23 protein-coding genes are annotated in these 25,180 nt (G+C 61.8%); 6 read left to right on the top strand and 17 right to left on the bottom strand.

All coding sequences use genetic code 11. From position 1 onward, the window contains the following. Positions 1-16 precede the first annotated feature (16 nt). The 3 genes from M1P90_RS37570 (at position 17) to M1P90_RS37580 (ending at position 3,278) form a co-directional block, all read left to right on the top strand. A complete protein-coding gene (locus M1P90_RS37570) occupies positions 17-463 on the top strand; it encodes a rhodanese-like domain-containing protein (RefSeq protein WP_483705150.1) in 447 nt (148 codons plus the stop codon). Between the two features lie 73 nt (positions 464-536). After that, the gene (locus M1P90_RS37575; RefSeq protein ID WP_483705152.1) at positions 537-1,481 is read left to right on the top strand and encodes a cytochrome c biogenesis CcdA family protein; all 945 of its coding nucleotides are present in this window, start codon (positions 537-539) and stop codon (positions 1,479-1,481) included. A 177-nt stretch (positions 1,482-1,658) separates the two neighbouring features. Further along, positions 1,659-3,278, top strand: a complete 1,620-nt coding sequence (locus M1P90_RS37580; protein ID WP_483705154.1) for a heme o synthase — start codon at positions 1,659-1,661, stop codon at positions 3,276-3,278. A gap of 78 nt (positions 3,279-3,356) precedes the next feature. On the opposite strand, the gene M1P90_RS37585 is transcribed toward M1P90_RS37580, so the two are convergent. Beyond that, the gene (locus M1P90_RS37585; RefSeq protein ID WP_483705156.1) at positions 3,357-3,794 is read right to left on the bottom strand and encodes a heavy metal-responsive transcriptional regulator; all 438 of its coding nucleotides are present in this window, start codon (positions 3,792-3,794) and stop codon (positions 3,357-3,359) included. A gap of 144 nt (positions 3,795-3,938) precedes the next feature. Between M1P90_RS37585 and M1P90_RS37590 the strand changes: the two genes are divergently transcribed. Further along, positions 3,939-6,431 (top strand): heavy metal translocating P-type ATPase, encoded by a 2,493-nt coding sequence (locus tag M1P90_RS37590; RefSeq protein ID WP_483705158.1) that lies wholly within the window; start codon positions 3,939-3,941, stop codon positions 6,429-6,431. A 285-nt stretch (positions 6,432-6,716) separates the two neighbouring features. Here the strand turns inward: M1P90_RS37590 and M1P90_RS37595 are convergent, their stop codons facing one another. The 8 genes from M1P90_RS37595 to M1P90_RS37630 form a co-directional block, all read right to left on the bottom strand. Then, positions 6,717-9,110: a heme lyase CcmF/NrfE family subunit gene (locus tag M1P90_RS37595; RefSeq protein WP_483705160.1), complete on the bottom strand. Its 2,394-nt coding sequence runs from the start codon at positions 9,108-9,110 to the stop codon at positions 6,717-6,719. Positions 9,111-9,193: 83 nt separating this feature from the next. Further along, positions 9,194-9,364, bottom strand: coding sequence for a cytochrome c maturation protein CcmE domain-containing protein (locus M1P90_RS37600; protein ID WP_483705162.1), 171 nt, complete (start codon positions 9,362-9,364; stop codon positions 9,194-9,196). Then, positions 9,358-9,627 carry a hypothetical protein gene (locus tag M1P90_RS37605; RefSeq protein WP_483705164.1) on the bottom strand — a complete coding sequence of 90 codons (270 nt, stop codon included), beginning with the start codon at positions 9,625-9,627 and terminating at the stop codon, positions 9,358-9,360. The genes M1P90_RS37600 and M1P90_RS37605 overlap by 7 nt, the downstream gene beginning before the upstream one ends. Positions 9,628-9,648: 21 nt before the next feature. Next, positions 9,649-10,449, bottom strand: a complete 801-nt coding sequence (locus M1P90_RS37610; RefSeq protein WP_483705166.1) for a sortase — start codon at positions 10,447-10,449, stop codon at positions 9,649-9,651. Between the two features lie 387 nt (positions 10,450-10,836). Then, complete coding sequence (locus tag M1P90_RS37615) at positions 10,837-12,606, bottom strand: VanW family protein (RefSeq protein ID WP_483705168.1); 1,770 nt, start codon at positions 12,604-12,606, stop codon at positions 10,837-10,839. A 230-nt stretch (positions 12,607-12,836) separates the two neighbouring features. After that, a complete protein-coding gene (locus M1P90_RS37620; RefSeq protein WP_483705170.1) occupies positions 12,837-13,070 on the bottom strand; it encodes a zinc ribbon domain-containing protein in 234 nt (77 codons plus the stop codon). 194 nt (positions 13,071-13,264) lie between these two features. Then, positions 13,265-14,092: an SCO family protein gene (locus M1P90_RS37625; RefSeq protein ID WP_483705172.1), complete on the bottom strand. Its 828-nt coding sequence runs from the start codon at positions 14,090-14,092 to the stop codon at positions 13,265-13,267. Positions 14,093-14,126: 34 nt separating this feature from the next. Continuing rightward, complete coding sequence (locus tag M1P90_RS37630) at positions 14,127-15,368, bottom strand: multicopper oxidase family protein (RefSeq protein ID WP_483705174.1); 1,242 nt, start codon at positions 15,366-15,368, stop codon at positions 14,127-14,129. A 416-nt stretch (positions 15,369-15,784) separates the two neighbouring features. Between M1P90_RS37630 and M1P90_RS37635 the strand changes: the two genes are divergently transcribed. Then, positions 15,785-17,104, top strand: coding sequence for a M14 family metallopeptidase (locus tag M1P90_RS37635; protein ID WP_483705176.1), 1,320 nt, complete (start codon positions 15,785-15,787; stop codon positions 17,102-17,104). Positions 17,105-17,144: 40 nt separating this feature from the next. Further along, positions 17,145-17,747: a DUF3267 domain-containing protein gene (locus M1P90_RS37640; RefSeq protein ID WP_483705178.1), complete on the top strand. Its 603-nt coding sequence runs from the start codon at positions 17,145-17,147 to the stop codon at positions 17,745-17,747. A 221-nt stretch (positions 17,748-17,968) separates the two neighbouring features. On the opposite strand, the gene M1P90_RS37645 is transcribed toward M1P90_RS37640, so the two are convergent. The 8 genes from M1P90_RS37645 to M1P90_RS37680 form a co-directional block, all read right to left on the bottom strand. Beyond that, positions 17,969-18,694 carry a hypothetical protein gene (locus M1P90_RS37645; RefSeq protein ID WP_483705180.1) on the bottom strand — a complete coding sequence of 242 codons (726 nt, stop codon included), beginning with the start codon at positions 18,692-18,694 and terminating at the stop codon, positions 17,969-17,971. Positions 18,695-18,875: 181 nt separating this feature from the next. Then, positions 18,876-20,243, bottom strand: coding sequence for a class I SAM-dependent methyltransferase (locus M1P90_RS37650; RefSeq protein WP_483705182.1), 1,368 nt, complete (start codon positions 20,241-20,243; stop codon positions 18,876-18,878). A 510-nt stretch (positions 20,244-20,753) separates the two neighbouring features. After that, positions 20,754-21,158: a DUF302 domain-containing protein gene (locus tag M1P90_RS37655; RefSeq protein WP_483705184.1), complete on the bottom strand. Its 405-nt coding sequence runs from the start codon at positions 21,156-21,158 to the stop codon at positions 20,754-20,756. Between the two features lie 122 nt (positions 21,159-21,280). Further along, the gene (locus tag M1P90_RS37660) at positions 21,281-21,967 is read right to left on the bottom strand and encodes a DUF305 domain-containing protein (RefSeq protein WP_483705185.1); all 687 of its coding nucleotides are present in this window, start codon (positions 21,965-21,967) and stop codon (positions 21,281-21,283) included. A 90-nt stretch (positions 21,968-22,057) separates the two neighbouring features. After that, positions 22,058-22,417 carry an SHOCT domain-containing protein gene (locus M1P90_RS37665; protein ID WP_483705187.1) on the bottom strand — a complete coding sequence of 120 codons (360 nt, stop codon included), beginning with the start codon at positions 22,415-22,417 and terminating at the stop codon, positions 22,058-22,060. A 69-nt stretch (positions 22,418-22,486) separates the two neighbouring features. Continuing rightward, the gene (locus M1P90_RS37670) at positions 22,487-22,714 is read right to left on the bottom strand and encodes an SHOCT domain-containing protein (protein ID WP_483705189.1); all 228 of its coding nucleotides are present in this window, start codon (positions 22,712-22,714) and stop codon (positions 22,487-22,489) included. 208 nt (positions 22,715-22,922) lie between these two features. Beyond that, positions 22,923-24,050, bottom strand: coding sequence for a sensor histidine kinase (locus tag M1P90_RS37675; RefSeq protein ID WP_483705191.1), 1,128 nt, complete (start codon positions 24,048-24,050; stop codon positions 22,923-22,925). Positions 24,051-24,052: 2 nt separating this feature from the next. Beyond that, positions 24,053-24,766, bottom strand: coding sequence for a response regulator transcription factor (locus tag M1P90_RS37680; protein WP_483705193.1), 714 nt, complete (start codon positions 24,764-24,766; stop codon positions 24,053-24,055). Positions 24,767-25,180: the final 414 nt, after the last annotated feature.

The raw sequence follows: 25,180 nt of genomic DNA on the forward strand, positions 1-25,180 counted from the left end.
CGGCTAAGGAAACTGTATGAACAGCATGATGGGAAAGCATTGGCGGCTCCTGCCGATCGCACTCGCCGCGCTTGTGCTGCTGTCCGGCTGCGGCGGCGAGGTGCCAGCCGCTGCGCCGGCAGGCGTACCACTGCGGGTCGCGGGCGGCGCGTACAGCAACGTCGCGCCGCAGCAGTTCGCCGAGATGTTGAAGAACAAGGACTTCTTCTTCGTCAACACGCACATCCCCTATGAGGGTGAGATCGGGCCTACTGACGCTTTCATCCCATTCGACCAGACCACGCGAAAGCTTAACGAGTACCCCACTGACAAGAACGCGAAGATTGTGGTGTACTGCCGCAGTGGGCGTATGTCCGACATCGCCGCGCGCGAGCTGGTCAAAGCCGGCTACACCAACGTGTGGAATCTGGACGGAGGCATGATCGCGTGGGAACGGGCGGGATATGCGATTGTAACGAAGTAGCGTTCGTACCAGGAGAACGGAGCAGTACCCGTGGCTCAACTCAATGGCAACCCTGCATGTAGTTGGAGGTATTATGTCGAGCTATGATGTCCGTCCAGCGCCAGCGAGCGCTACCGAGACCGCGCCGCCAGATCGCTCCTGGGCGCGCCCGCTGCTCGTCGGCTTTGGCGCGGTGCTAGCCGTCGCGCTGATCGCACTGCTGGGCTTGCGTAGTGGCGGGCAGGAGATCGTTTCGCCAACCGGCGGCGCGAGCGCACTGGTACTGGCGCCTGCGGCGTTCCTTGCCGGCATGCTCAGCTTCCTCTCGCCCTGCTGTCTGCCTGTACTATCGGCCTACTTTGCCTACACTGTTCAGTCCGGGCGCGAGCGGATGATTTTGACTACGATGGCATTCTTCTTCGGCGTGGCAACGACGATAGTCGTGCTCGGCGCCAGCGCGACCGCATTAAGCCAGCTGCTGTTCCGCAACCTCTCAACGCTCACGCTCATCGGCGGCATGGTTGTGATCGGCTTCGGCGTCATGAGTATCCTCGGTAAGGGGTTTTCTGGCATCCAGATTGCCGGCCGGCCTGGCGTGGGTGTGGCGGGCGCCTACGTCTACGGTGCGACCTTCGCGCTCGGCTGGACCGCGTGCGTCGGCCCCATCCTGGGCGCGCTGCTCACGATGCTGGCGACAACACAGGGCCTGGCGGTGGCGCAGGGCGCCGTACTGGCGTTTATCTACGCACTCGGCCTTGGCATGCCGCTGATCGCCCTCGCGACTTACCTCAGCCGGTGTGACCGCAACTCGCGTGTCTGGCGGATCTTGCGCGGGCGGGGCTTCTCGCTCAATCTGGGCTTCACCACGCTCTACCTCCACACCACTAGCATCGCCAGCGGCCTGCTGCTGATCGCCATGGGCGTACTGCTGGCGACCGGCCAGCTCACGACGCTGAGCCGCTGGGCGGTGCAGACATCGCTCACGCAGTGGGTGCTCAGCCTGGAAGAGTGGATCAGGGAGCTCTTCGTCGGTCGCTAGTGGCCACGTACCTGGCTTGATCAGGTAACAGAGCCCTCTTGCGGCTTTGAGGATACATAGCGCGCTCGCAGGCGCACGGGTAGAGTTGGATGGTAGCGCTTGGACTATCCGCCTGGGCTGTAACCATGGTGATTATTTCACGCGCGCCAGCCAGAAGAATCACGGAAGAGATGTCTTATGCATGACCAAAGCGCACCCGAATCTTCGCCAACGCTCACCGGAGGCGGCGCACGCTGGTTCCTCACCGCCACTGCAATTGCAGGGTACGGGTTGACAGTGTTTGGTGGGTTTGTACCCGCGATGACGGGTGCGGTAGTGAGCGCCATAGCGATGATAGCGCTTGGGGCTGCGCTGTATATCTACACGAATACTCAACTCGGCCCCGTTACTGCGCAGCCACGACTCGCTGGCCGCGCACAGGCAGTCCAGCGACGCTACCGCACTCTGGCGATCACAAGCGCTGGCGCGCTTTACCTCGCGCTGGTTGTCGGCGCGCTCGTCACTGATCGCCGTGCCGTCTGGGACTGCCTCGCACTGCCGTTCTGCCCTGCGCCCAGCGATCTGGCACTAATCGCGATGACGCACCGAGTCCTCGCAGCGCTAGCGACCCTGCTGATGGCAGTCCTGGCATTCCAAACATGGCGCGTGCGGCCTGAGCGCGCCCTGCGACGGGCGGCAGGTTGGTCATTTGGCTTGATGCTGCTCCAAAACGCTGTCGGTATCGCGCACCTGCTCCTTGTACGCAATAGAAATGACATAGCCTTCACCCAGGGCGCACACCTCGCGCTCGGGGCGATAATATGGGCGCTGCTGGTCGTGCTGGCAACCCGAGCGCTTCGTCCTCCACTGGTAAGGCGGGACGCGGGCGAGCAGAGCGGCAAAGTATCGAACACTCCTTCCACCGCTTCGGGCGTTCAGCTCTTCCATGGTTCAGCTGCCCGCATAAAAGACTACATGAGCCTGACCAAGCCGGGGGTGATCACGCTGCTCATGCTTACGACTGTGGCAGCGATGTGTATCACGCCCGCGGGGCTACCCAGCCCTGAACTCGTGTTCTGGACAATGATCGGCGGCTGGCTTATGCCTTCGGGCGCACACGCGCTCAACTGCTACTTCGATTGCGATATCGACATCAAGATGGGCCGTACCGGGCGACGACCACTGCCAGGCAATCGGATCCCGGCTTGGCATGCACTGGTCCTCGGGATTGTGTTAGCGGCACTGGCGTTCGTCATCCTGGCGATGTTCGTCAACCTGCTGACGGCGGTATTGGCGTTGGCTGGGTTCGTCTACTACGTCGGTATCTACACCTTGTGGCTCAAGCGTCGCTCGCCTAGCAACATTGTGATTGGCGGCGGTGCCGGCGCGTTTCCGCCACTGGTGGGCTGGGCCGCGGTAACTGGCGGTTTAACGCTCTCATCGCTTTTCCTGTTCGCTATCATCTTCTACTGGACGCCGCCACACTTCTGGGCGCTGGCGCTCATTCGCCAGAAAGATTACGCAAACGCGGGCGTGCCAATGTTACCAGTCGTGGCTGGCGAGGACGAGACCAGGCGGCAGATTGTGCTGTACACGATACAGATGGTGTCGCTGTCGTTGCTGCTGACGCCGCTTCACATCATGGGGCTGCCGTACCTGCTGATGGCGCTTGCACTTGGCGCCATCTTTACTCGTTACGCCCTGCGACTACGACGTGAAGGGACAACCGGCGCTGCCTGGAGACTCTACAAATTCTCATTACTCTACCTGGCGCTGTTGTTTGGAGCGATGGTCGCAGATCGGATATGGTTGGCGTAAGTACGGCCGGGCGGTCGTCTTAAAGCAACAACTTTCAGGTCCATTGGGCGCACCGTTCGGCCCGGTTCATGGCCCTTTCTACTCCTCTCCGTGGCGTGCTGTGTGTTGTTCAATAATCCCACAGACACAGGCATCCGTGTGCCGCGTTTGACGTGCTTCTTCACGGAGCGTCAGCAGCTCCGTGCGGAAGTCCGAGAGCGTGCGGAGTTGCTCCTCCACGGCCCGTAGTTTGTGATCAAGGAGTCCTACGACGTGCTCACACGGCGGGGCGCCGGTGCGCCGCAACGCCAGAATTTGGCCAATCTCCTCAAGCGTCAGTCCGACCGCCTTTGCCTTACTGATAAAATGCAACCGCTCACGGTCAGCATCACCGTAGAGCCGATAACCGTTGTCAGTCCGCTTTGCACGTGGCAGCAGACCGATTTCCTCATAATAGCGTATTGTCTTTGGGTTAATCCCTAGTTCAGTGGCCAGTTCGCCTATACGCACCTGATGTGCAGTTGCTATGTATTCCATCTTGATACCTCTTCATCTCATTTTGAGATAATGCTAACACATTTTCCCTTGACATTCCAGTTAGCTGGAAGGTGTATAGTACACTCGTGTAGCAGGCGCAGGGCAATTCTTCACCTGCTACAACAGATACAATGGAGATGTACTGTGGCACAGACTATCAATTTTAGAATCACGGGTGAGCAAAAGCTCAATTGCGCCGGGTGTGAGCAGCGCCTCGGTACTGCACTGTGGCACATGCCAGGTATTGAGGACGTGCAGGCCAGCGCCAAAACGCAGCAGGTTACGGTTACTGTTGATCCGACCAAAGTTGTACCTGAACAGGTCCGGGCGCGTCTTGAACAGATGGGCTATGAGGTGACGACAACCGATGGCGCAGCGTCTCAGTCGGAGACGGTAGAAGAGGATGCACCTCCCCACGAAGAGGTCGTTCCCGGAAATGGTGCCGCAAAGCTGCAAATGAAGCTTGGCGGTATGCATTGCTCGCTATGCACGAAGTCAATCCATACCACACTTGGTCTGCTTGGCGGGGTTCAAGACGTGCAGGTCAGTATTGCCCATCAAGAGGCCCTGGTGCATTATGACCCGACACGAGTGAGCGCCGCCGCTATTGAGCAGGCTTTGGAGGACATTGGTTTTACGGTTCACGCACCAGATGAGGCAGAAATCTTTGCCCAAGAGGAGCGTGAACTACGCATCGCGCTGCGCAAGGCTATTATCGCGGGTGTGTTGCTTATCGCCGCATCGGCGCTCATGCTCATAACCGTGTTTGATGGTCCAAGCCTCTGGCGGACACTGACAATGGCGGCACTGGCGCTGTTTGCCTCCCTTGGCCCAGCGCGCTTTATCATCGTGCGCAACGGCTACCAGTCAATCCGGCGCGGTATTCTCAATCAAGATGTACTGGTCTCGGCTTCGGCTCTTGGTGGCGTGATTGGCGGTGGTGTGGGCTTGCTCATTCCTGCAGTGCCGGCCGGTGGCTTCTTTGGCGCAACCGTCTTTGTGCTGGCTTTCCACCTTATCGGTGGCTACGTCTCGGTTCTTGTGCACGTGCGCGCCTCACAATCGGTGCGCCGGCTCCTGTCGCTAGAGCCGCCGACAGCGCGCCAGATTGAGGCAGATGGGGAAGAGGTTGAGGTGGCGCTTGACCGCCTGGCCGTGGGCGATTTGGTTCGTGTGCGACCCGGTGAGCGCATTCCAGTGGACGGGGTGACCGTCGATGGCGCCTCAGCCGTTGATGAGAGCCTGGTCACCGGTGAGCCTATCCCACATGACAAACTGCCAGGGGATACCGTCATTGGCGGCGCGCTCAACCAGACCGGTAGCCTCGTTATTCGGGTGAGTGCCGTCGGCAAAGATACATTCCTGCGAAACGTCGCGCGCCAGGTCGCGGAAGCCCGTGCAATGAAGCCAGGAATTTTGCGGCTGGTTGACCGGGTGTTACTCGTCTACGTGCCAGCAGTGTTTGCGGCAAGTGCGGTGGGCTTGCTTGTCTGGACACTCCTTCCCTCGGTATGGGTGGGACAGCCTGATTGGTTGCGAGCAGGCTTTGCCGCCTTAAGCGTACTGATTATGGGCTACCCATGCGCACTCGGCATGGCGACACCGCTCGCGATTGTCCGGGCGAGCGGCGAGGCAGCAGAGCGAGGCATCCTGATGCGCTCTGGTGAGGCATTCCACGTCTTCAAAAACGTCAGAACTATTGTCTTCGACAAGACCGGAACGCTGACGGTGGGGAAGCCCACGCTGGCGGATTGCCAGGCAGCGGATGGCGGTGGCCAGGAGGTGCTGCGTCTGGCAGCGAGTGCTGAGAGCCTCTCGGAGCACCCGCTTGCGCACGCCATTGTCACCGCGGCGAAGGAGCAGGGATTGACGCTCTCAACTCCCAGGACCTTTGATGCGCGCCCCGGCCGTGGTGTTCTTGCAACCGTGGAGGGACACACTGTGCTGGTCGGCACCCCACGTTTTTTGAGCGAGCAGGGTATCGATACATCGACACTTCAACCGCTTTTGGAGCGTTCGCGAGCGCAGGGGCAAACAGCGGTGCTTGTCGCGGTTGATGGAAAGGCAACCGGCTTGCTTGCCGTTTCAGACCAGCTCAAAGATGGAGCAAAAGAGATGGTCACACAGCTCAAGCGCCTGGGGCTTGATGTTGTGCTACTCACCGGTGATAACCGCCAGACAGCTGAGACGGTTGCCGATGCGCTGGGCATTACTCGGGTGCTTGCCGAGGTACTGCCCGGAGACAAGGCAGACGAAATCCGCCGTCTTCAGGCGCAGGGAGCAAAGGTCGCAATGGTCGGCGATGGCATCAACGACGCTCCGGCCTTAATGCAAGCTGATGTCGGCATTGCGATTGGTGCCGGAACCGACATCGCCATTGATGCGGCTGATGTGGTGCTTGTCAGCGAGCGGCTTGAAACACTTGGGCAAGCCCGCGAACTTGCGCGGCGCAGTTACAACCTGACCGCCACCAATGTCGCGCTTGCGCTTGCCTTCAATGGCATCGGCGTTCTCGCGGCAGTGAGTGGAGTTGTTCAGCCGGTGTGGGCCATGCTGGCGATGGCGGTGAGTGTGAGTGTGGTGCTTATCAACTCATTTGCTGGCCGGCTCCTTCCCACAAAGATGCAGCGTGCGTGAGGCAGAGATAGAGGCAACAACCAACAAGAGATCAGACACAATGGCCTGGAAAAAAGGAACCTCTACCAGTGCCATGACCCAAAGTGCGGGTGCGAGGTAACGGTGACCAGGGAACCGCAGTCAGGCCCGGGCGGCAATCAGCAGGCACCCTTCTATGGCAAGACCATGCAGCAGAAGAACTAAACGAGCGCACAAGCGTGCGCAGTCCTCGAACGAGGCTGCGCACGCTCGTTCATGCTTGTTCCTGGTCTTGGAAGGCTGGTACCATTCTATGTCAGAACAACGCTACTCCGCCGGCTGCTGCCTGGTCGTGCCGAACCCAAAGCTCTTCGCCAGCTCGCCCAGTCCGCGCGGGAGCCGCACCCGCTGCCCACCCAGGCGCGCCCGGCCCTCAAGTGTGCGCCGCAGCAGTGCGATTAGCCCGCCCAGCACGCCGATGACGATGCCGAGCCAGACCAAGACTATCCCCGGCTTGAGGCTGACGCTCACCACTGCCTTGGCCGGATCGACCGGCAAATTCAGTCCGTTCACCCGGACGAACGCCCAGCGCTGGACCGGATCGAAGTCCTCGAACACCACATCCTTGCCGCCGGGCAGCACTGCCGCGATCCGCTGGAACGCCTTTGCTGGATCGCTCTCGTTCGCGATGAGCCGGATGATGGGCTTGACGATCGTGTCTTGCCCCTGATACGTCACACGGAGCCGCGCGCCGATATCGCCGCTGTCGCCCTCATGCATCGCGGCGGCGTCAAACCCCAGGAACGTGATCGTATAGGGGCCAATCTCCTTCTTGTCGTTGACCAGGAGCTGCGCGGTGTTGCGGTCGATCGGCGGCTGGTATTCGACGGGCGAGATGTACAGATCCTGCACGAATTCGCTCTTGATCGAGGGCGTCGCCATTGTCGCGCCCATCCGCTTATTATAGTACAGCAGCGGGGTCGCGCTGAAGGTGTCGTTGTCCCGCCGCACCGTCATGTCGAGCATGCCCTTCCCCTGCGGCGTGGTACGCCAGCCGTTGAAGGTGAAGTCATAGCCATAGGCGCGGATAGCGTCACCCGCTGATACAACGATCTTCTGGTCTGGCGTCGCATAGGATGTCGAGCCGACCACGCCGGCGATCAGCACGGCCATCCCAACATGCGCCAGGTAGCCGCCGATGCGCAGCCAGCCGCTGCGCAAGGTGCGGACGATCATTACCACATTTGTTCCGGCGGCGAACGTGCCCAGGCCGATATAGGCCAGCGGCAGCGGGTCCCGCACGCCGATCAGCAGCACGCCGCAGGTGAGCGCCACCGCGGCCAGCGCCGGCCAGCGCAGCGCTTTGAGCAGGTGACGCATGTTCGTGTCGCGCCAGCCCAGCAACGGTCCGATAGTCAGCAGCAGCGCCAGGATAACTCCGAGCGGCGGAACCGTGGCGGTGTAGAAGCTGCCTACGAGGCCGAACCGCCCGTCGGTGAATGGCGATGCGTTCGGGTTGTAGCGCGTGCCGTCATCCAGCTCGAATGCCGCTCCGAGGAAACGCTGGAGCGTGTGGCCGACGCCGGGGATGGCCGAGATCACTGGCATTGAGGTGCCAATCCCAATCACAGTGGCGATCACCAGTAATCCCAGGATCAGCAGGACAAAGAAGCTCTCGCGCGAGAGCAGCTTCTCGGAGAGCGGCCGGCTCGGGATATCGCGCCAGCGCCACACCAGCACTGCGACGCCGCTGACGGTAATGACACCGAGCGCTGTGGTCATAATGACCTTCAGCCCCTCCTGGGCGAACGAGTGGACTGAGAAGTTGGACAGGACTCCGCTGCGGGTCAGGAACGTCGCGTAGAAGACCAGCATATAGGTCAGAATCGCCAGCGCGAATGTCGATCTGCGCAGCCCGCCGTTCGTGCGCTGGACCAGCATGGCGTGAATCAACGCGGTGGCGGTGAGCCAGGGTACCAGCGAGGAGTTCTCGACCGGGTCCCAGCCCCAGTAGCCGCCCCAGCCGAGCGTCTCGTAGGCCCAATAGCCGCCCAGCAGGAGTGCCAGTCCGAGGAATGTCCAGCCCGCCAGCGTCCAGGGCAATGCGCGCTGCACCCAGCCATCGTAGTCGCGCCGCCACAGGCCGGCGACGGCGAAGGCGAACGGCAGCGCCAGCAGCGCGTAGCCGACGAACAGGATCGGCGGGTGGATCACCATCCAGGGGTTGTGCAGCAGCTCGTTCAGCCCTTTGCCATCAGACGGCGCGAGTGCGGCGCCGGTGGTTGGGTCAGTGTACGGCGCGAACGGGTTGATGATCAACATAAAGAAAAGCAGGGCCGCCTGGATCAGCATGAAGATGCTCAGGACATATGGCTCGGCGTGGCGTGTGCGGCGGATGAGGAACTGGGCGGCGATCAGTCCCCATAGCGCCCAGATAACGAACGAGCCCGGCTGGCCGGCCCAGAGCGAGGCCACACGGAAACGAAACTCCAAATCGGCCGAACTGTAGTCGTAGACATACTTGATGTCGTAGCGCCGCGCCACGAACACAGCGACCAGCAGCGCCACCATCAGCAGCACCGCGCCCAGGGCTGCATTGGTTCCCAGCCGCCCATAAGCCAGCGCAGCAGTGTTGCCGCGTATTACCAGTGCATAGCTCACTGTCGCGAGGAGCGCCGCGGCGATGCCGCTCACAATGAAGATCGTGCCGAGCAAATACATAGTTGCCTCTTCTCGCTGTTAATATCAGTCGCCGTGCTGCTATTCGGTCTCGCCGCGACCGACGGACAACTGACAACTGACGATTACCTACCGCCGCCTTGATCGAACTGCTCCTGATACTTCGAGGGACATTTCACCAGCATATCATCAGCCAGGAACACGCCCTTCGTCATATCGTGGCGGCCGATCGCCACAAGACTAACCGCCTGTTCGAAGTTCGCCGGCTTGGGCCTGGTGTAGACGACCTTCACCACCTTGCCGCTGCTATCTTGCAGGCTAAATGCGAAGTTGCCGTCGGCGTCGTAGCTGCCGGGTCGGCCGGGTTCAGGAACCCGGCGAGCTGGACGCTGCGCCCGCTCCTGATTGCCTCGCTCACGCTCGTCGTGTAGGGTCGAAAGGCGGTTCGCAGGCCAGAATACCCCATCGCGATCGCCATCACGATTATGGCGACGCCGATTAGATGCAGCGGTTTCAAGGCGAAGCCACGAGGCCCGAAGTCATTGCTGGCTGTTGTCATCTGCGCTCCTTCGCGACCGAGTCAACGCGCCGTCCAGTTGCTCTGGCTCAGCGGTTGTACCGCCGCGTTTGCGCCGAATGGCACCGCGCGAACCACCACCCGCTGCCTGAACTTGTCCGGCCCCGTGGGCGGCCAGCAGGTGAGTAGCGTAACAACCTCGCTGTTAGTCGGCGCGATGTAGCGCGCGTTGGCCGCGCGCTGTTCCGGCGAGACGCCTTCCTCGTCCAGCAGCAGCCGCTCCTGGACGACGTACAGGTACTGCTGCCCGGCGCTGTAGAGCGTGATCTGATCACCGGGCCTGACGTAGAACAGGTTTTTGAACACTTTCCCGTAGCCACCAACATGACCTGCCAGCACGATATTGTCACCTTCGCCGGGGTTGGCCGAGCCGCGGTGTTGCCCCACCGCGTACTCGGCCACCTGCCAGGCCGCGACCTGCTGGCCGTTCTGCTCCTTGACCTCCCAGCCGACCTCCACAGCCTTCGAGTCCACGCCAATGCTCGGGATGACCACTCGCGTGACCGTCGATTCATGCGCCGCCCGTGCGGCGTCGGGGATCGCGCCGGCAATCTGCCCATCAATGGAGGCGGTGCTGAGGATCGGCGCCGTGAATGGCACCGGCGCCTCGCGCGCCACTACGCCGACCGCTCGCGGTGCGGGCGCATCCGTATCCCCGCGTGCGGCATAGCGGCTGTACTCTGCCTGCGCATACACGCCGCCGACGTAGAGCAGTAGCACAACGCCCAGCAGCAGCAGCGCATTACCAAGCGTCCAGAATAGCCTGGTGCATGTGCCCAGCTCCTCAGGTAGTTGAACTGACATCTCGCTAATACCCAGATGCTTCAGCCTGGCAAAAGGAATCATGCATCGGTCAATCCCAGTTGCTCATAGCACCATTCCTGAGCTTCACTGAACGTCTGGGCCATGTTATTGCTGCGGTACAGTCCAGCCTCTCGGCATAGCATCGTCACTGTGAGTTGCATTCGCTGTCCCTCACTTCTGCTGATGCTCACTGCCCAAGTCCTGCCATGTGCGTCTCGGATCATTGCCAGCCAGCCAGTCGGAGTGCTGCTCCAGGTGATATATCCCGGCTCCATGCTCATGCCTCCACAAGTGCAACCTGAGTTGATCAGGATGTTTTGCGCCTGGCATCTTGTCAAGCACCAGCACAGCTCCGCCTTCTTGATACTGATTGTCTGTATCTTGCGTTCACGGTCCAGTGCCGCGCACAAAAACATCTGGCCAGGGCTGGAAGCGGCTGAAGAACGTATCCTGTAACAGCACCTTCCCGTTCTGCTTCACAATTCGGCCCACTCGCACGTCCATCCCTCCTCGCGCGGTGTCGGTCTGCTTAACTATGCCGGCCGAAACGCCTGGATCATCCACGTAGCGCGGCTTGGTCGGCGCTGGTACCTCGTTCGTAATCGCCGGCGGCGTCTGAATCACCTCGCGGCTGGGTCTGGTGCCGTAGAGGTTCACGGTCAGCACCTCGCCAGCGGTATCGACGACGGTTTCCATCAGCAACCAGTGAGCGGTGTCGTTGACAAACCGCAGATCGTAGCCGTCTGGCCCCGTAAAGATCGCCGCGTCCATACCGATCGGCTCGAACTTTTCATACCAGCGGATGCGGAACGAGTGCTGGTTGCGCTCGGTAATCGGCACGCCGGCCCAGAAGGCGGCCCGGAAGACCGTTGTGGACACCTGGCAGACACCCCCGCCCCACTCAAGCTGCGTTCGCCCGTCGATGATCGCGTAGCCCTGCGTGAAGCCGTTTGACTCGTCGACCGCGCCGATGGTCCGGTTGAAGGAAAACTCCTCACCAGGCGCGATCAGCACGCCGTTCATCTGGCGCGCGCCGGCCTGGATGTTGGTCACGCGGTAGGGCGCCGAGTTTTCGAAGCTGCTCTTGCCCTGCGCGACCAATTCGACAATGCCGAGGTGCGCCAGTGTCTCCGGCCGCGCCTGCGGTTGGAGTACTGTCACTGGCAGCGCGATCGTACGCTGGTCTTCCCAGAGCGCCGCCATGAGCTGGTCGAGTGCCTGGCCCACCTCCAGCCTCGCACCGTCACGTCCCGCTTTTGTGATCCGCAGCCCCGTCGTGCTGAACTGCAGACGCGGCTCGACGGGAGCGGCGTCGATCTCCTGCGCCAGTTGATTCAATCGCCGCGCCAGCAGATCGCGGTTGAGGGTCGCGACGATGCGCGACCCTGGCGCCTCATCGTTCGGAACACGCGCGAGTTCGACTATATTCCCCAGTTCCTCCGGCGTCCAGGTCCAACGTTGCTCACCGGCGGTCAGTGCGATCGGCGACTGTAAGAGCCCGCTCAGTTGTCGGCGCGCCTCCGCCACGCCGGCGTCATCGACCAGCGGGCGCAGCATCCGGGTGCGGAGCGTGACGGTCTGCGGCTGCAGCGCCGCGAGTCCCGCCAGCACATCGCCCACGGTCTGGTCAACAAACGTCTGGCGTCCGATCTGGTGCGCCATGCTGACGATCCGCCCCTTGAGGACAGTCACGTGCGCATTCTGCGGTGGCGCCTCTACCTCGCGCGCCAGGCTCGTGATGTACGCCTGCAGGCGGCGCTGGTCGACGATCAGGCGCAGGGGGAGATCGATACCGTTCTGCCAGATTGCCAGCGCTTCTGAAAGGCCATTAACCAGATTGGGCCCGCGCCCGGCGGCATAGGCGCGATCGACCGCCACGTCGATCTCCAGCGATATACCGATCTGCGCTGCGGTTGGTCGCCAGGTATATCCCTCGAACTGGAACGTCACGGGCGCCGCCAGGAACGCCGCGTAGCGCTGGTGCAGCGCGGCGCGTGCCTGGTCCGGCCGCATCTGGCTCAGGTTCAGGCCGCGGACGGCGACGTTGGAGATGATCCGCCCGCTGTAGGCGCGGTCCAGGGCGGTGAGGCCGGCGATCGCGACGAGGAGTAGCAACAAGACGAGCGTGCCAAACAGGCCTGCAACAACGCGGAGCATGGTAGCGGGGCGTCGTCGCGCATGGTGAGGCGGGACTCGGCGGCGCGAGCGACGATTGGTCGCCCGGCGTCGCGCTATCGGACCATAGTCGGGCAACGGATCACCAGACATTGTGCTCCTCAATGCACCTTCTGCTCAACCATATCGGTGTATCGCTCCTGTGTGCCAGGCGAAGTCACATGCGGTCATGGTGCGTTGGCACTGTTCTGGAGCCTGGCGACATCATGGAGCTACTGCGGCGTGTGCGTAGCAGCGCTCGGCAGTTCGCGCGACGTTCCACAGCGTGGACAGTGACTCCAGCTACTATCGAGACTCCGCCCGCACTGCGCACAGTGAGCTGCCGGCCCGGGTGGCGCACTGAAGCCATGTGGCACTTCCGCAAGGCGATGGAGCGCGTAGCCAAGCGCACTCAGCGCCGCGATCATAAAGGCCAGCAGCGCGGGAAAGATCGGTATTGCATCCATACACGGCCTCCTTTTACCGCATGTCACTGCCAGTATAGGGAGCACAGCGCAACGCGGCAAATCATGACCAGTTGCCAGCACTGAATCGCTAGGACAGCGCCAGTAACTGTACGATTTGCTCCACTGTTGAAGCAAATCGTACAATTACTGGCGCCGGAACCGGCCCTGAGAATCTCCCACGGGCTACGGCGGAACTAAGACAGCGACGTGGATCGTCGCTCGCGGCGAACCATCGCGAGGACAAACACTCCCAGAATCAAGATCGTGGCGATCCCAACGACCCGTACGATGCTCATGATGGCGACAGTGTACCGTCCCGTGACCGGATCATAGCGGTAACAGCGCAGCAGCAATTGGTCAACCGGCGAGCCGATCTTGCCGGCGGAGGCGTCCACGAGACCCAGGCGCAGGTCGGTGGGCGAGTACTCGATGCCATAGAAATACCGCGAGATCTTCCCCTGGGGAGTAAGCACCGTGATGCCGCTCGGATGGGCGTACTGATCCTGCCGGGCATCGTACGCATACCGGACGCCGATCGCCTGGGCCAGCTGCTCGATCGCGGCCTGCTCGCCGGTGAGAAAGTGCCAGCCGTCAGCCGCGCTCCTGCGCCCATAGCGCTCGATATAGGTCGCCTTCTTCGCGCTGGCGATCGCGGGCGTCTCGCGTGGATCGATGCTCACCGTGATCACCTCGAACTGGTCCCCGACGTCGAACGGCAGCTTGCGCATCGTTTCGACGAGTTGCGTGAGCACCAGTGTGCAGAGGTTTGGACACTCATAGTAGTTGAGCGTCAGGATCACCGGTTTTGTAGCGAAGTAGCCGCCGAGCCGAACCAACTCTCCGGTCTCATCACGAAACACGAGATCGAGCGGGACCTGCTCGTTCAGCCGCTGATCAAAGCCGACCTGGTTGAGCGGGTCATCAGGCGGCGGCGGCTGCGCCCGTGCCGAGACAGCCCCAAGGAGCGCAACCAGGCACAGACACACTAACAGAGAGCGGTGGATTACTGTTGTCCTGGACATTCGGCACCCCGTTCTCCAGCGCTGGGGAACTGGTCTATGGTGCTACTTCGATCACCATCGTCAGGCCGCCGCCGCCCGCAACCTCAGCCCCATTGTTGGTGATATGGTGGTTGATGTGGCAGTGGAGCAGCCATTTGCCTGGCTCCCGTGCGGTCCAGACGACATCGTAGCGTTCTCCCGGTCCGACCAGCACGGTATCTTTCGTCAGGCGTGCACCCTCCGGCACCGGGTTGCCGTCGGTCGCGACGATCTCAAACGGTCCGCCGTGGATGTGCATGGGGTGGATGAACTGCCCGCTGCCGATGAAGCGAAAGCGTATACGCTCGCCCACTTTCGCCTTGACTGTCTCTGTGGCCGGGTAGCTCTTGCCGTTGATCGTAAAGAAGTTCGGCAGCATGCCATCGAACTCCATTGCTAGGAAGGTCTGCCCGTCCGCGACGCGCCACTCGCCCAGCTCCACAATGTATTCCTGGCTGGCGTCGGGCTGCGCGTTTGGGTCGTCGATGATCAGCGCGCCGTATAGGCCCAGCGGCTGCTGACGATCGCCCTGGACATGGGTGTGGTAGAAGAAGGTACCCGGTGTATTTGGCACGGTGTACTCGTAGGTGAAGGTCTCCCCTGGCTTGATCGGCGGCTGCGTCACGTCGGCAGCGCCGTCCTGCGCGTTGGGAATGCTCAATCCATGCCAGTGGACCGAGGTCGGCTCGGGCAGGTTGTTCTTGACCCGCACGCGCACCTGGTCGCCGACGTTGACACGGATGAGCGGGCCGGGAACCTGGCCGTTGTAGGCGTAGGCGCCGACCTGCACGTCCGGTAAGATGTTCCACTTGATGACGCTCGTGGCCAGCTCGAACTCTTTCACGCCGTCGACGAGCTTCGGCTCCAGGGGTTGATTGCCGCGCGCGTCAGGCGCTGCCGCAGGCGCGCCGCTTACATCGACGGGCGCCATGGTGTGGCCACCTTCCGTCTGTGAGCCGCCGTCGTGATCCATCCCCGGCATCGCCGCGACGGTTGCTTCGGGCTGCGCGGTCGGGCCATGCTGCATCCCTGGCGTGCTCGCGGGCGACGTCGGCTGCGCCTGTGGGCTGGGCTGGGACATCGCACCATGATCCATTCCAGGCATGGACGCGTCCGTGGTCGGCTGAGACTGGGCGGCGGGCTGGCTTGCCGCACAGGCGGACAGCGCCGCCAGAACGAGCACGAGCACGAACACTTTGTACAATCGTTGAAACCGCATCCGCTTGTCCTCCACATGGGTAATCGCATAGAGCATCATGCTACAAACTATCGACTCACAGGAGCGCCGAATCATTGCACTCCTGTCTGGTGGAGTGTACTGTTCGCGCTCAACTGCCGCAACAGCGTACATTTACCAGATGGAAAATCGCTCAGTTTATGGGCAGAACGTGCGTTTTGCTACATCACTGTGTCTTTTCCCACGTGATCGACGAACCGAAGGAGCGACCAAGTGACACGAACATGGACAGCGTGAGGCGACGATACCCGTATTCCGTTGTTCGCAAGCCGCGTCAATTGTATGAGTGTGTTGCCGGTAGAGAGCGCGCAGGCGAAATGGCGAGTCGGTTGCCGCCTATGACAGTCAGGCGCACTGTGAGCGCGACTCAGCTCTGATGTATAATCGGTCACGCGGCGGTTCAGCACGCTCAGGAGTGCATTTACGACGGGTGTTCCATGGTACGCAACTTCACCTCACTGCTTCTAGCCCTTGTGATACTGCCCTGGTTCCCCGAACCACCTGGTATCGCATCCAATGTCGCCGAGCTGACGCTCGGTCGCTCTGGCGCCGGCCGGCCGATCACCGCCGTCAAGATCGGCGATGGGCCGCGCAAGTTTGTACTCGTCGGTGACGCCCACGGTGGTCCGGAGGCCAACACGTTCCAGCTTGCGAGCGAGCTTGCCGACCATTTCCGCAACAACCCGGACGAGGTGCCGCCCTCGGTGCGGCTGTACATCATCCCGACGCTCAACCCGGATGGGTTGGCACTCGGCTCGCGTTTTAACGCAAATGGCGTAGACCTGAACCGTAACATGAACACGAACCTGGATGCTTGCCGGGAGAACGACTGGAACATCCGCGTCCAGGGCGCTTACGGAATCGAGTCCGACACCGGTGGGCCATACGTCGAGTCCGAGTTGGAGAGTCGACTGATTCGCGATTTCTTGCTCGATGCGGCGGGCGTGATCTTCTACCACACATCCGGCGGCGACGTGTTTCCAGCGTTTTGCGAGCACGCGCCTTCGATCGCGCTGGCGAAGGTCTACGCAACCGCTACCGGCTATCGCTATGACCGCTTCTGGCCGAACTACATGATCACCGGTGGCATGCACGATTGGGCTGGCAGCCTGGGGATCGCGGCGATCACGCCGGAGTTGTTTGACGGGATCAATCCTGACTTTGCGCAGAATCTGGCCGGCGTGCGGGCGGTATTGGCTCAAGCCGCGGAGTTGCTGTTCTTGCCTGAGGATCGCGAGGAGCACGGTTTCTTGATGCCCGCGTTGATCTGGCGCTTCTGGAAGGCCCACGGGGGAGCTGAGCGATTCGGCCTGCCGCTGGCGCCATCGAAGCGCATCGGCGAGATCACCCATCAGGTGTTCGAGCGGGCGATCCTGGAAATCCACCCCGGTCAGGCTGACACGCCCTACCTGGTCCAATTGGCGCCGCTTGGTCATGCTGCCCTTGTGGGACGCAACCTGCCGCCCACGGTTGAGCCGCCCGGTGGGCCTTCCGTCCCTGACGCCGATCACGTTGTCCGCGAGGCGTTCCTGACCTACTGGGAGCGGAACGATGGGATGCTCCTGCTCGGCCGCCCGCTCTCGGAGGAGTTCGAGGGGTTAGCGGCCGACGGCCGGTGGCGCACGATGCAATATTTTGAGCGAGCGGTGCTGGTCTACTATCCCGACGATAACAGCGTACGACTGGACTCGTTAGGCTGGGCGTCGCTGGTCCAGGACCGACTCAAGAACTCAGCTTCGCCTCACAGCATCCGGTGAAGTTAAGGGCGCGATGCAGATCAGCATAGGAAGCGTGGAGATGGTTACACCTGCTTCAACTCGCGACTCGCTGCCGGCAGCGCCGGCAGGATACGGATCGGGATATCTCGTGTATCATCCCGGGGCTGTACTCAACGTCGTCGCAGCAGTGGTCTTCGTCATCATGCTACCATTGCTGAGCGTCATGACGCTCGGGCTACATGGGGGCCTGTCGCTACCGATCGAGGTGCCGCTGGATATTGTTGCGATCGCAGCGATGCTCGCTGCCTCTGTTGCGACCCTCTTCTTCCATGAGCTTATCCACGGGCTTGTCCTTCGTCATTACAAGCACCGCGTGTCCTATGGGATGGACATGGGGCGGCTCCTTGCGTATGCGGCCGCGTTCGGGCAGTTTCAAGCGCGCGATCATGCGCTCACAGTTGCACTGGCGCCGCTTGTGTTGATCACCCTCACGATGCTGCCACTGCTCGCCGTGCCCAACCACTATGTCGCAAGCGTCGCATTCAGCGTGCTGCTCACGAACACGCCTGGCGCAGTCGGCGATTTGCACCTGGCCTGGCAGTTGCTGCGTTTGCCCCGGCAGACGCTGCTGTATGATATCGATCCGACGCGAATGCTGGTGTTTCTTCCTGCTCGCTGGTAGCAGACACCCCCGCCAGCACGCCTCAATTGCAGGATGACAGGACGAGCGCAAGAAGAGCGAGCAGCGACAGCGCGTGGTAGGGCAGCAAACCGCCGGCCTCGCCACAGCCCAGCCGGCCCAATCGGATCGCGCTTAGCGACACGACCAGCGTCGCCGGGCAAGGCAGCAGGCGCCGCAGGGGCCAATCACCAGCTCGCTCCGGCACTCCTGGCAGATGGCCGTCATTCCGGCAGCGTCGGACGAGCCATTTCATGACCGAATGGCTGAACTCCAGCACGCGAGCGCATCTCCTTTTGCCTATATCGGCCCCACGATACTATCCGCGCCCGGAAGAACATCCAGGAACATGCTATCAGAATCAGGCCTCGCGCAAGGTTGATCCACTGCATCGTCTGGCCACCCGCCAGCACCCGCTCGGCTTCCAGAAGGACAGCGGGTAGGATTATACCGGCAACCAGTAATCCACCACGCAGACGTGGACTAACTACAGATGGCAGGTATCTCATCACGAGTGCCAGGAGCAACCCGAGCGGGAGAAACAGCAAACTTTCATAGAGCAGCTTATAGAGCAAGGCGTAGCGCTCGTCAGGATTCAACAATTTGTGCTGCATCCAGGAGGCGATCTGCGGTGGCAGCAAGTAGCCGAAAAATGTATACTCTGGTGTGATGATCTGTGCGTGTGGCTGGCGTACGCCATCAATGTAGAACTGAAACGTTCCGCGATTGTAGGTCACAATTACTTGATGCGGGCGCGTGTCCGCGAAAACCTCTGGTACGAATAGTTCGGGGATTTCCGACGCGCTTTCGCCAGATATGGGCGTCCGCAGAAAAAAAGTGAGATGGTCCTGCTCCTGGCCGAGCGTAAAATTCTGGTGAGCCAGATCTCCTACCAGCGCAACAATTGGTCCCTCCTGCTTCGAATCACCAGTCGCGACTGTCGTAATCAACGTGAATTGTGACGTTTGGGCGACCCGCTGTGTGAGCGAAGCTGCGGGAGCTAGTAGACCTTATTCAGAATAACGGGGCAAAATCGCCTCTCACTGCATCAGGAAGCGAAATAACGCCGTCAAGTTGCGAATCATGTTTTAGAGCGTCAGGAAGCCAAAACCCGTCTATTCTGAATGTTAACTAGTGGACATACAGATCAGCGCGGGTGAGCGGCAGGCTGCTCTTGCCACCGTCCGCCTTCGACAGCAACGTCTGATTGACGCTGATAATGCCGCGCTCGAAGCCGTGGGCGGATGCCGCCAGATACAGCCGCCATGTGCGGTACGTTGCTTCATCGGACATCGCGATGACCTCATGTCGGCGCGCCTCCAATCGGCTGACCCAGTGGCGCAGGGTCAGGGCATAATGCTCGCGCAGATTCTCCACGTCACGCACCTCAAAGCCCACCCGCTCGGCGGCCAGGTTCACAGCGCTGACTGGAGCCAGCTCGCCGTCGGGAAAGACATAGCGCTGAGCAAACTGCCCCTCGCCAAGGAGCCACCGGCGGAGCGAGCGCTGCCAGCCTGCCTCACGGCTCGCACGTCGCGGGGCGCAGCAGGCCGCTGTGCCGGCGAGCGCTGCGGGCAGCGATGCACGGCGGGCGATGCCGTGGTTGAGGAACAGCCCGCCGGGTTTGAGCAGCCGGTACGCGTGGGCAAAGTAGTGTGGCAGGCGGCATACCCCGACGTGCTCGAACATGCCGACGCTGACGATCTTGTCGAACCAACCGGCACCGATGCTACGATAGTCACACAGTTTGACGCAGGCCCGCGCGCCCAGGCCGGCGCGGGCGATCTGCGCGTTCGCGTAGTAGGCCTGTTGTTCGCTCAGGGTGATGCCCAGGACAGAAACGCCGTAGCGCTCGGCGGCGTACATCGCCAGGCCACCCCAGCCACAGCCGATGTCGAGCAGCCGCTCGCCGCGCTTGAGATGTAGCTTTCGGCAGATGTAGTCCAGCTTGCGCTCTTGCGCCGTGTCCAAGTCTTCCGTGCCGGTCGCAAAGTAAGCGCAGGAGTATTGCATGCGCGCGTCGAGCCAAGCTGCGTAGAAGTCGTTGCCGACGTCGTAGTGGTACTGGATGGCGGCGCGGTCGCGCTCGCGCGAGTGTAACGCGCCGTGCAGCCGCGCCGGCCCACGACCGGCGGACTTTGCCACGGGCATTGGAAGCGCCAGGAGGTCGCGCGCCACGGTGGCGAGGTCGCGGAGCGAGAGTTGCCGCGCCGCGAGGTCGTCGAACAGCGCGACGGCGGCGAAGATATCGCCGTCGATCTCGAAATCGCCACAAATGAATGCCTCGCCGAGTGACAGCTCGATGGGCGGCGCGAACATCCGCCGTAGCGCGCCAGGGTGGTTGAGGACGAGCGTGAACGCTGGCGCCAGAGCAGGCAGCCTGGTTCCATCCCACAGGCGCACGGCAAAGGACCGCGGCGGTGGGAACAGCCGATCGATCAGCGCGACGGTATGCTGCCACACCACGCTCACAGGCGCGGGTATCGAGTCGCGAGCCATACCGACCTCCCTCTATCATTCCAGCCCTGGCGTCGCGAACGCGAGCACCATGTCAGCTCCTGGCGCCTCAGCGCGGCCATCCCCCGATCAGGAGCAGCGCTCCAATCATCGCAAGACAGCAGAGGATCATCGGCAGCCACATCTTCCAGCCACCATCGCTGTTGTGATTCATGGGTCGCTCCTTTCAGCTTGAACGAACTGGGGGTAGTGAACAGCCCTTGCACCCCCTGGGGGCGCGCCGCGTGCGGCCACAAGCCAACAGCGCGCTCCAAGGGGAGAAACAAAACGCTCAACCTGATTATCATATGTGTGGTTGAGGATGGGCTGAGGAACGGCTGAGGGGTAGCTGAGCAGATCGGGAGCCGGATGTGTTCCGCGCGCGTGCGGCAGCAATGATTCGCTCTGGTGAAGTGCGAGCGCGAATCTGTGGCGCCAAGAGCGATGCGCTGAAGAGCTGTGAGCAGCCCCCGGCGCCAGCAAGCGCGCCGGAGGGCCACTCGACCAGCTCGCTTACCTGCTCAGGGCCGCGATCACACGCTGGAGGCGGGTCCGCGCCTCGGTGGCGACGCTTTCCAGCGACGGATTGTCTGCCAGCTGCAACATGGCGATTGGATCGGCGATCGAGATCACGCTTCCACCGTCGTCTTCGTACACGATCACATTGCAGGGCAGCAGCAGCCCGATCTCCAGTTCGGTGGTCAGCGCCTGGTGTGCGAGCGGCGGGTTACAGGCGCCCAGAATGGTATACTTGCGGAAATCGGCGCCGAGTTTCTGCTTGAGGGTCGCCTGGACATCAATCTCGGTCAGAACGCCGAAACCCTGTTCTTTCAACGCTGCGGTCACGCGCTCGATGGCCTGCGCATAGGACAGATCAAGCCGGGCGCGCAATGTGTCGTCGCTCATGGTTCCAGTCATAGCATCCTCCTGTGAAACCGATTTGGTCGGTAGCGGGATCTGGTGGGACGATAGGCGGCGACACGGCCGGACAAGCCGTGCCGGTCCACATCGCCGCCTGTTCGCCATCTTATCCAGCACCCTCACTGTCCTTGCACGCCGTACCAGTCGCGCAGATAACTCTGCATTTCGCTAATCTCCGCCTGCTGTGTCGTGACGATGCTCTGCGCCAGCGTCTTGAGCTCCGGGTGTTCCGCCTGATTGAGCGCCTGCTGGGCCATGCTGATCGCGGCCTGGTGATGCGGGATCATCATCTGCAGGAACATGCGATCGAAATCAGCGTTCGCCCCCATCATCTGGCGCATCTGGTCGCGGTTCATCATACCGGCGCCGATCATCCCGCCGTTCATCATGCTGGGCATCGTGCCCGTACTGCTGGCGCCGTACCAGTCGTTGCGCCACTGCTGCATCTGCGCAATCTCACGCTGCTGCGCGGTGATGATCCGCTGGGCCAGGTCGCGCAGCTCCAGCCGCGCCGAGTCTGCGATCATCATCTGCGCCGACATGACCGCGCCCTGGTGATGCACAATCATCTGGTCGAGGAAGCGCTGGTCGAAGGGTGTGCTAGGATCCCCAATCACGTTGCCGCCCATCATGGCATTGCCCATCATGCCAGACATCATCCCACCGTTCATCATGCCTGGTCCGTTCAAGCTCACCGGGGCATTGCTCCAGAATGCGGTTGGGAGCAGGCGCGGCCCAAGCGTGCCCAGCACCAGCGCGGTCAGGACCAACACGGCGCCAGTGACACCGATCCAACGTGCTTTCATCGTTATCTCCTTGTCGCCCGTGAGCGACATCGTCTTTCCAGGATCGGGGACGAACTGATGCACCGCCCCCCTAGATCGCTACGTTTGCGGTCACTGCAGCGCGTCGCGCGCCTGCACGAACTCTTCGTGGCTGATCTCGCCCCGCGCGTAGCGGCGCTTCAAGATCTCCAGCGCGTCCGGGTCGACGGTGGCCTGTCGCGCCGGAAACAGGTTGCCGAGTGCCCAAACCACCAGCGCGATCACTCCGATCCAGAACAGTAGCATGGTCAGCATGCCCAGCCAACCGAAACCGCTCATCATGCCATATCCGCCCATCATGCCAGGCCCCATCATCCCACCATACGCGCTTCCGCCGAAGGCCGCCCCAAGCAGCAACGGCCCAATTGCGCCCAGCACCACTGCGGCGAGGAGCACACTCCCGCCGATGATGACGATCGATCGAGTCTTCATGATACTCTCCTCATTATTAGCCGGAACGCGGGGCGGCTCTCAGTGCCCCTACGTCGGCCGAAACTACGCTCACCGTAGCGCCTCGCGCGCCTGCACGAACTCTGTATGGCTAATCTCACCGCGCGCGTAGCGCTGCTTCAGGATCTCCTCCGCGTCGAGTTCGGCTCCGGGCTGCTGCGTGGAGAAGACATGGGTCAGCCCCCAGACGATGAGCACGATCACACCGATCCAGAACAGTGCCATCACCAGCATTCCCAGCCAGCCGAAGCCGGCCATCAGTCCATACCCGCCCATCATCGTTGGTGCCTCCTTGCTATTTCAGATGCGCTTGCGCGCGTCGTTTCGTTTGATGGTTTGGAGTATAGCAGGGTCAGATCAAGACCTGATGCGCGCGATCATCAAGGTTTGGTCAAGAAATCGAGCCATTTGTAAGGATAGGGAATACAAGGATATCGTGCAGCGGGGAGCCCAAACAGGGGAAAAGCAGCGGGAGACACTCTGATTTTTAGCCCGGAGCGATTGGGAGCGTGAAGGAGAACGTGGCGCCCTGGTCCAGGCCGGGGCTACTCGCCCAGATGTGTCCATCGTGCGCCTCGACGAGCGCCTTCGCGATCGTCAGCCCGATACCGCTCCCACCGAGCGCGCGTGAGCGAGCCTTATCGACGCGGTAGAAGCGCTCGAACAGCTGCGGTAGATGCTCCGGCGCGATGCCGATGCCGCTGTCAGCAACATGGAATGCGACCGAATCCCCCTGCCGCTCGGCACTCACCCGTACGTTACCTTCTGACGGCGTGTAGCGCAGCGCGTTCCCGAGCAGGTTGATCAGCACCTGGGTGATCCGGTCGGCATCGGCCTGAACGGGAGGGAGATCAGAGGGGATGTCCGTGGTCAGCGTAACTCCCTTCTCCGTAAATTGTGGCGCGATACGGCGTATTGCCTGATCGACCAGCTCGGCCACCTGGCAGGGACGCAGCTGCAGCGGCAGCTGGCGTGCCTCGGCCCGCGACAGCTCTTGCAGATCCTGCACCAAGCGCCGCAACCGCCCAACCTCGTCGTGGAGCAGCGCCCAGGTCGCATCCCCTGGCTCGACCACGCCGTCAAGCAATCCTTCGGTGTAGCCCTCGATCGTCGCGAGTGGCGTGCGCAGCTCGTGGGCCACATCGCCGATCAGCGCGATGCGCCGCCGTTCAGCCGCCTCCAGTTCGGCTGCCATCGTGTTGAACTGCCTCGCCAGTGCGCCCAGCTCGTCGTCCGCGTCCGCACTCGCCCGCTCGGCGTAGTGGCCGCTTGCAATGCGGCGGCTAGCCGCCAGCAGTTGCTGGATCGGCGTGACAATCCGCGCCGAGACAAACAGGCTGACGGCGACGGCGGCCAGCGTTGCTGCGCCTGCGCTGAGGAGCAGCGCCTGGAGCATGGCGGATCGGAACGCCTGCGCGGTTGTTTCAGCCATCCCGGCCATCATGTCGCCCATCGACGACGCATCCGGCCCCATCATCGCGATCATAAGGCGATCGAACAGCGTCGGCGCAATACTGAGGGTCGCGGCGAACAGGGTGAGGACACCGACGATGATGACCAGCAGGTGCGCCAGGAAGATCTTGCCACGCAGTCCACTGCCGATGCGTCGCTCCATGTTCAGCTTGCCTTCCCTGTGAAGCGGTAGCCCGCGCCGCGCACAGTCTCGATGTATGTCGGAACTGCCGGGTCGTCGCCAAGTTTCTTACGCAGGTTCGCGATATGCACGTCGACCACGTGGTCGTCGCCGAAGTAGTCGGCACCCCAGACGCGCTCGAGGAGCTGGTCGCGGGTGAAAACGCGGCCAGGATGGGCGGCAAGCGTGGTTAAGAGGGCGTATTCGAGTGTCGTCAGCGGGACGACCGCAGCCTCCAGCGTGACCTCGTGGCGCGCGTGGTCGATCAGCAGTGATCCAAAGCGCTGCGGCGGTAGGACATCGGGAGGCGCTTCCGCTGTACCACGCCGCGGCCGACGGAGCATCGCGCGCACGCGCGCGATCAGCTCACGTGGCGAGAATGGCTTGGTCAGGTAGTCGTCGGCGCCGACCTCCAGACCGACGATCCGGTCGATTTCCTCGGCTTTGGCGGTGAGCATAATCACATAGGCGTCAGAGAAGGTGCGCAGCCGGCGGCAGACCTCCAGGCCGTCTAATCCGGGCAGCATGAGGTCCAACACGACGAGGTCGGGCGTGTGCTGGCGCGCCAGATCAAGTGCGGTCCGGCCGTCGGCGGCTGTGCGCACCGCAAAGCCCTCATGTTCCAGGTACCCGCGCAGGAGGTCACGCAGGCGCTGCTCGTCGTCAACGACCAGGATGGTGATCGGTGAAGATGTCATGCACGTGCTCCCGCGCTTTTCGCTGTCCGCGCTGCTATCGTAACACCTGGAGCAAACGGCTGCAAAAGGAGACGGCGTTCGTGCACAGAGAAGATGCACGATTGAACGAATGGGCGTTTTACCACACCCATGGAGCAAAAGCCACACTCGTCGCACCACGATAGACCTCGTGGGTCAAGGCAGCAGCGCTGGTTTGAAAAGACATTGATACATCCTGAACTGTTGACAACCTTTATTGTCAAGCGGCGAGGCTATCGGAACAAAAATCCGTCGGTTCGGAAGTGATATGTTGACATGTGGGGTACGCCTTATGCTTCTACAGATGCCGCCTATATGAACTGGACATGACATACAGTGTCCGTATCGCTGCTCTATGCTGCCCGTGTGTACGGAAAGCGTAGAGCACACAGGAGG

Source organism: Kouleothrix sp. 19917, assembly GCF_057073505.1.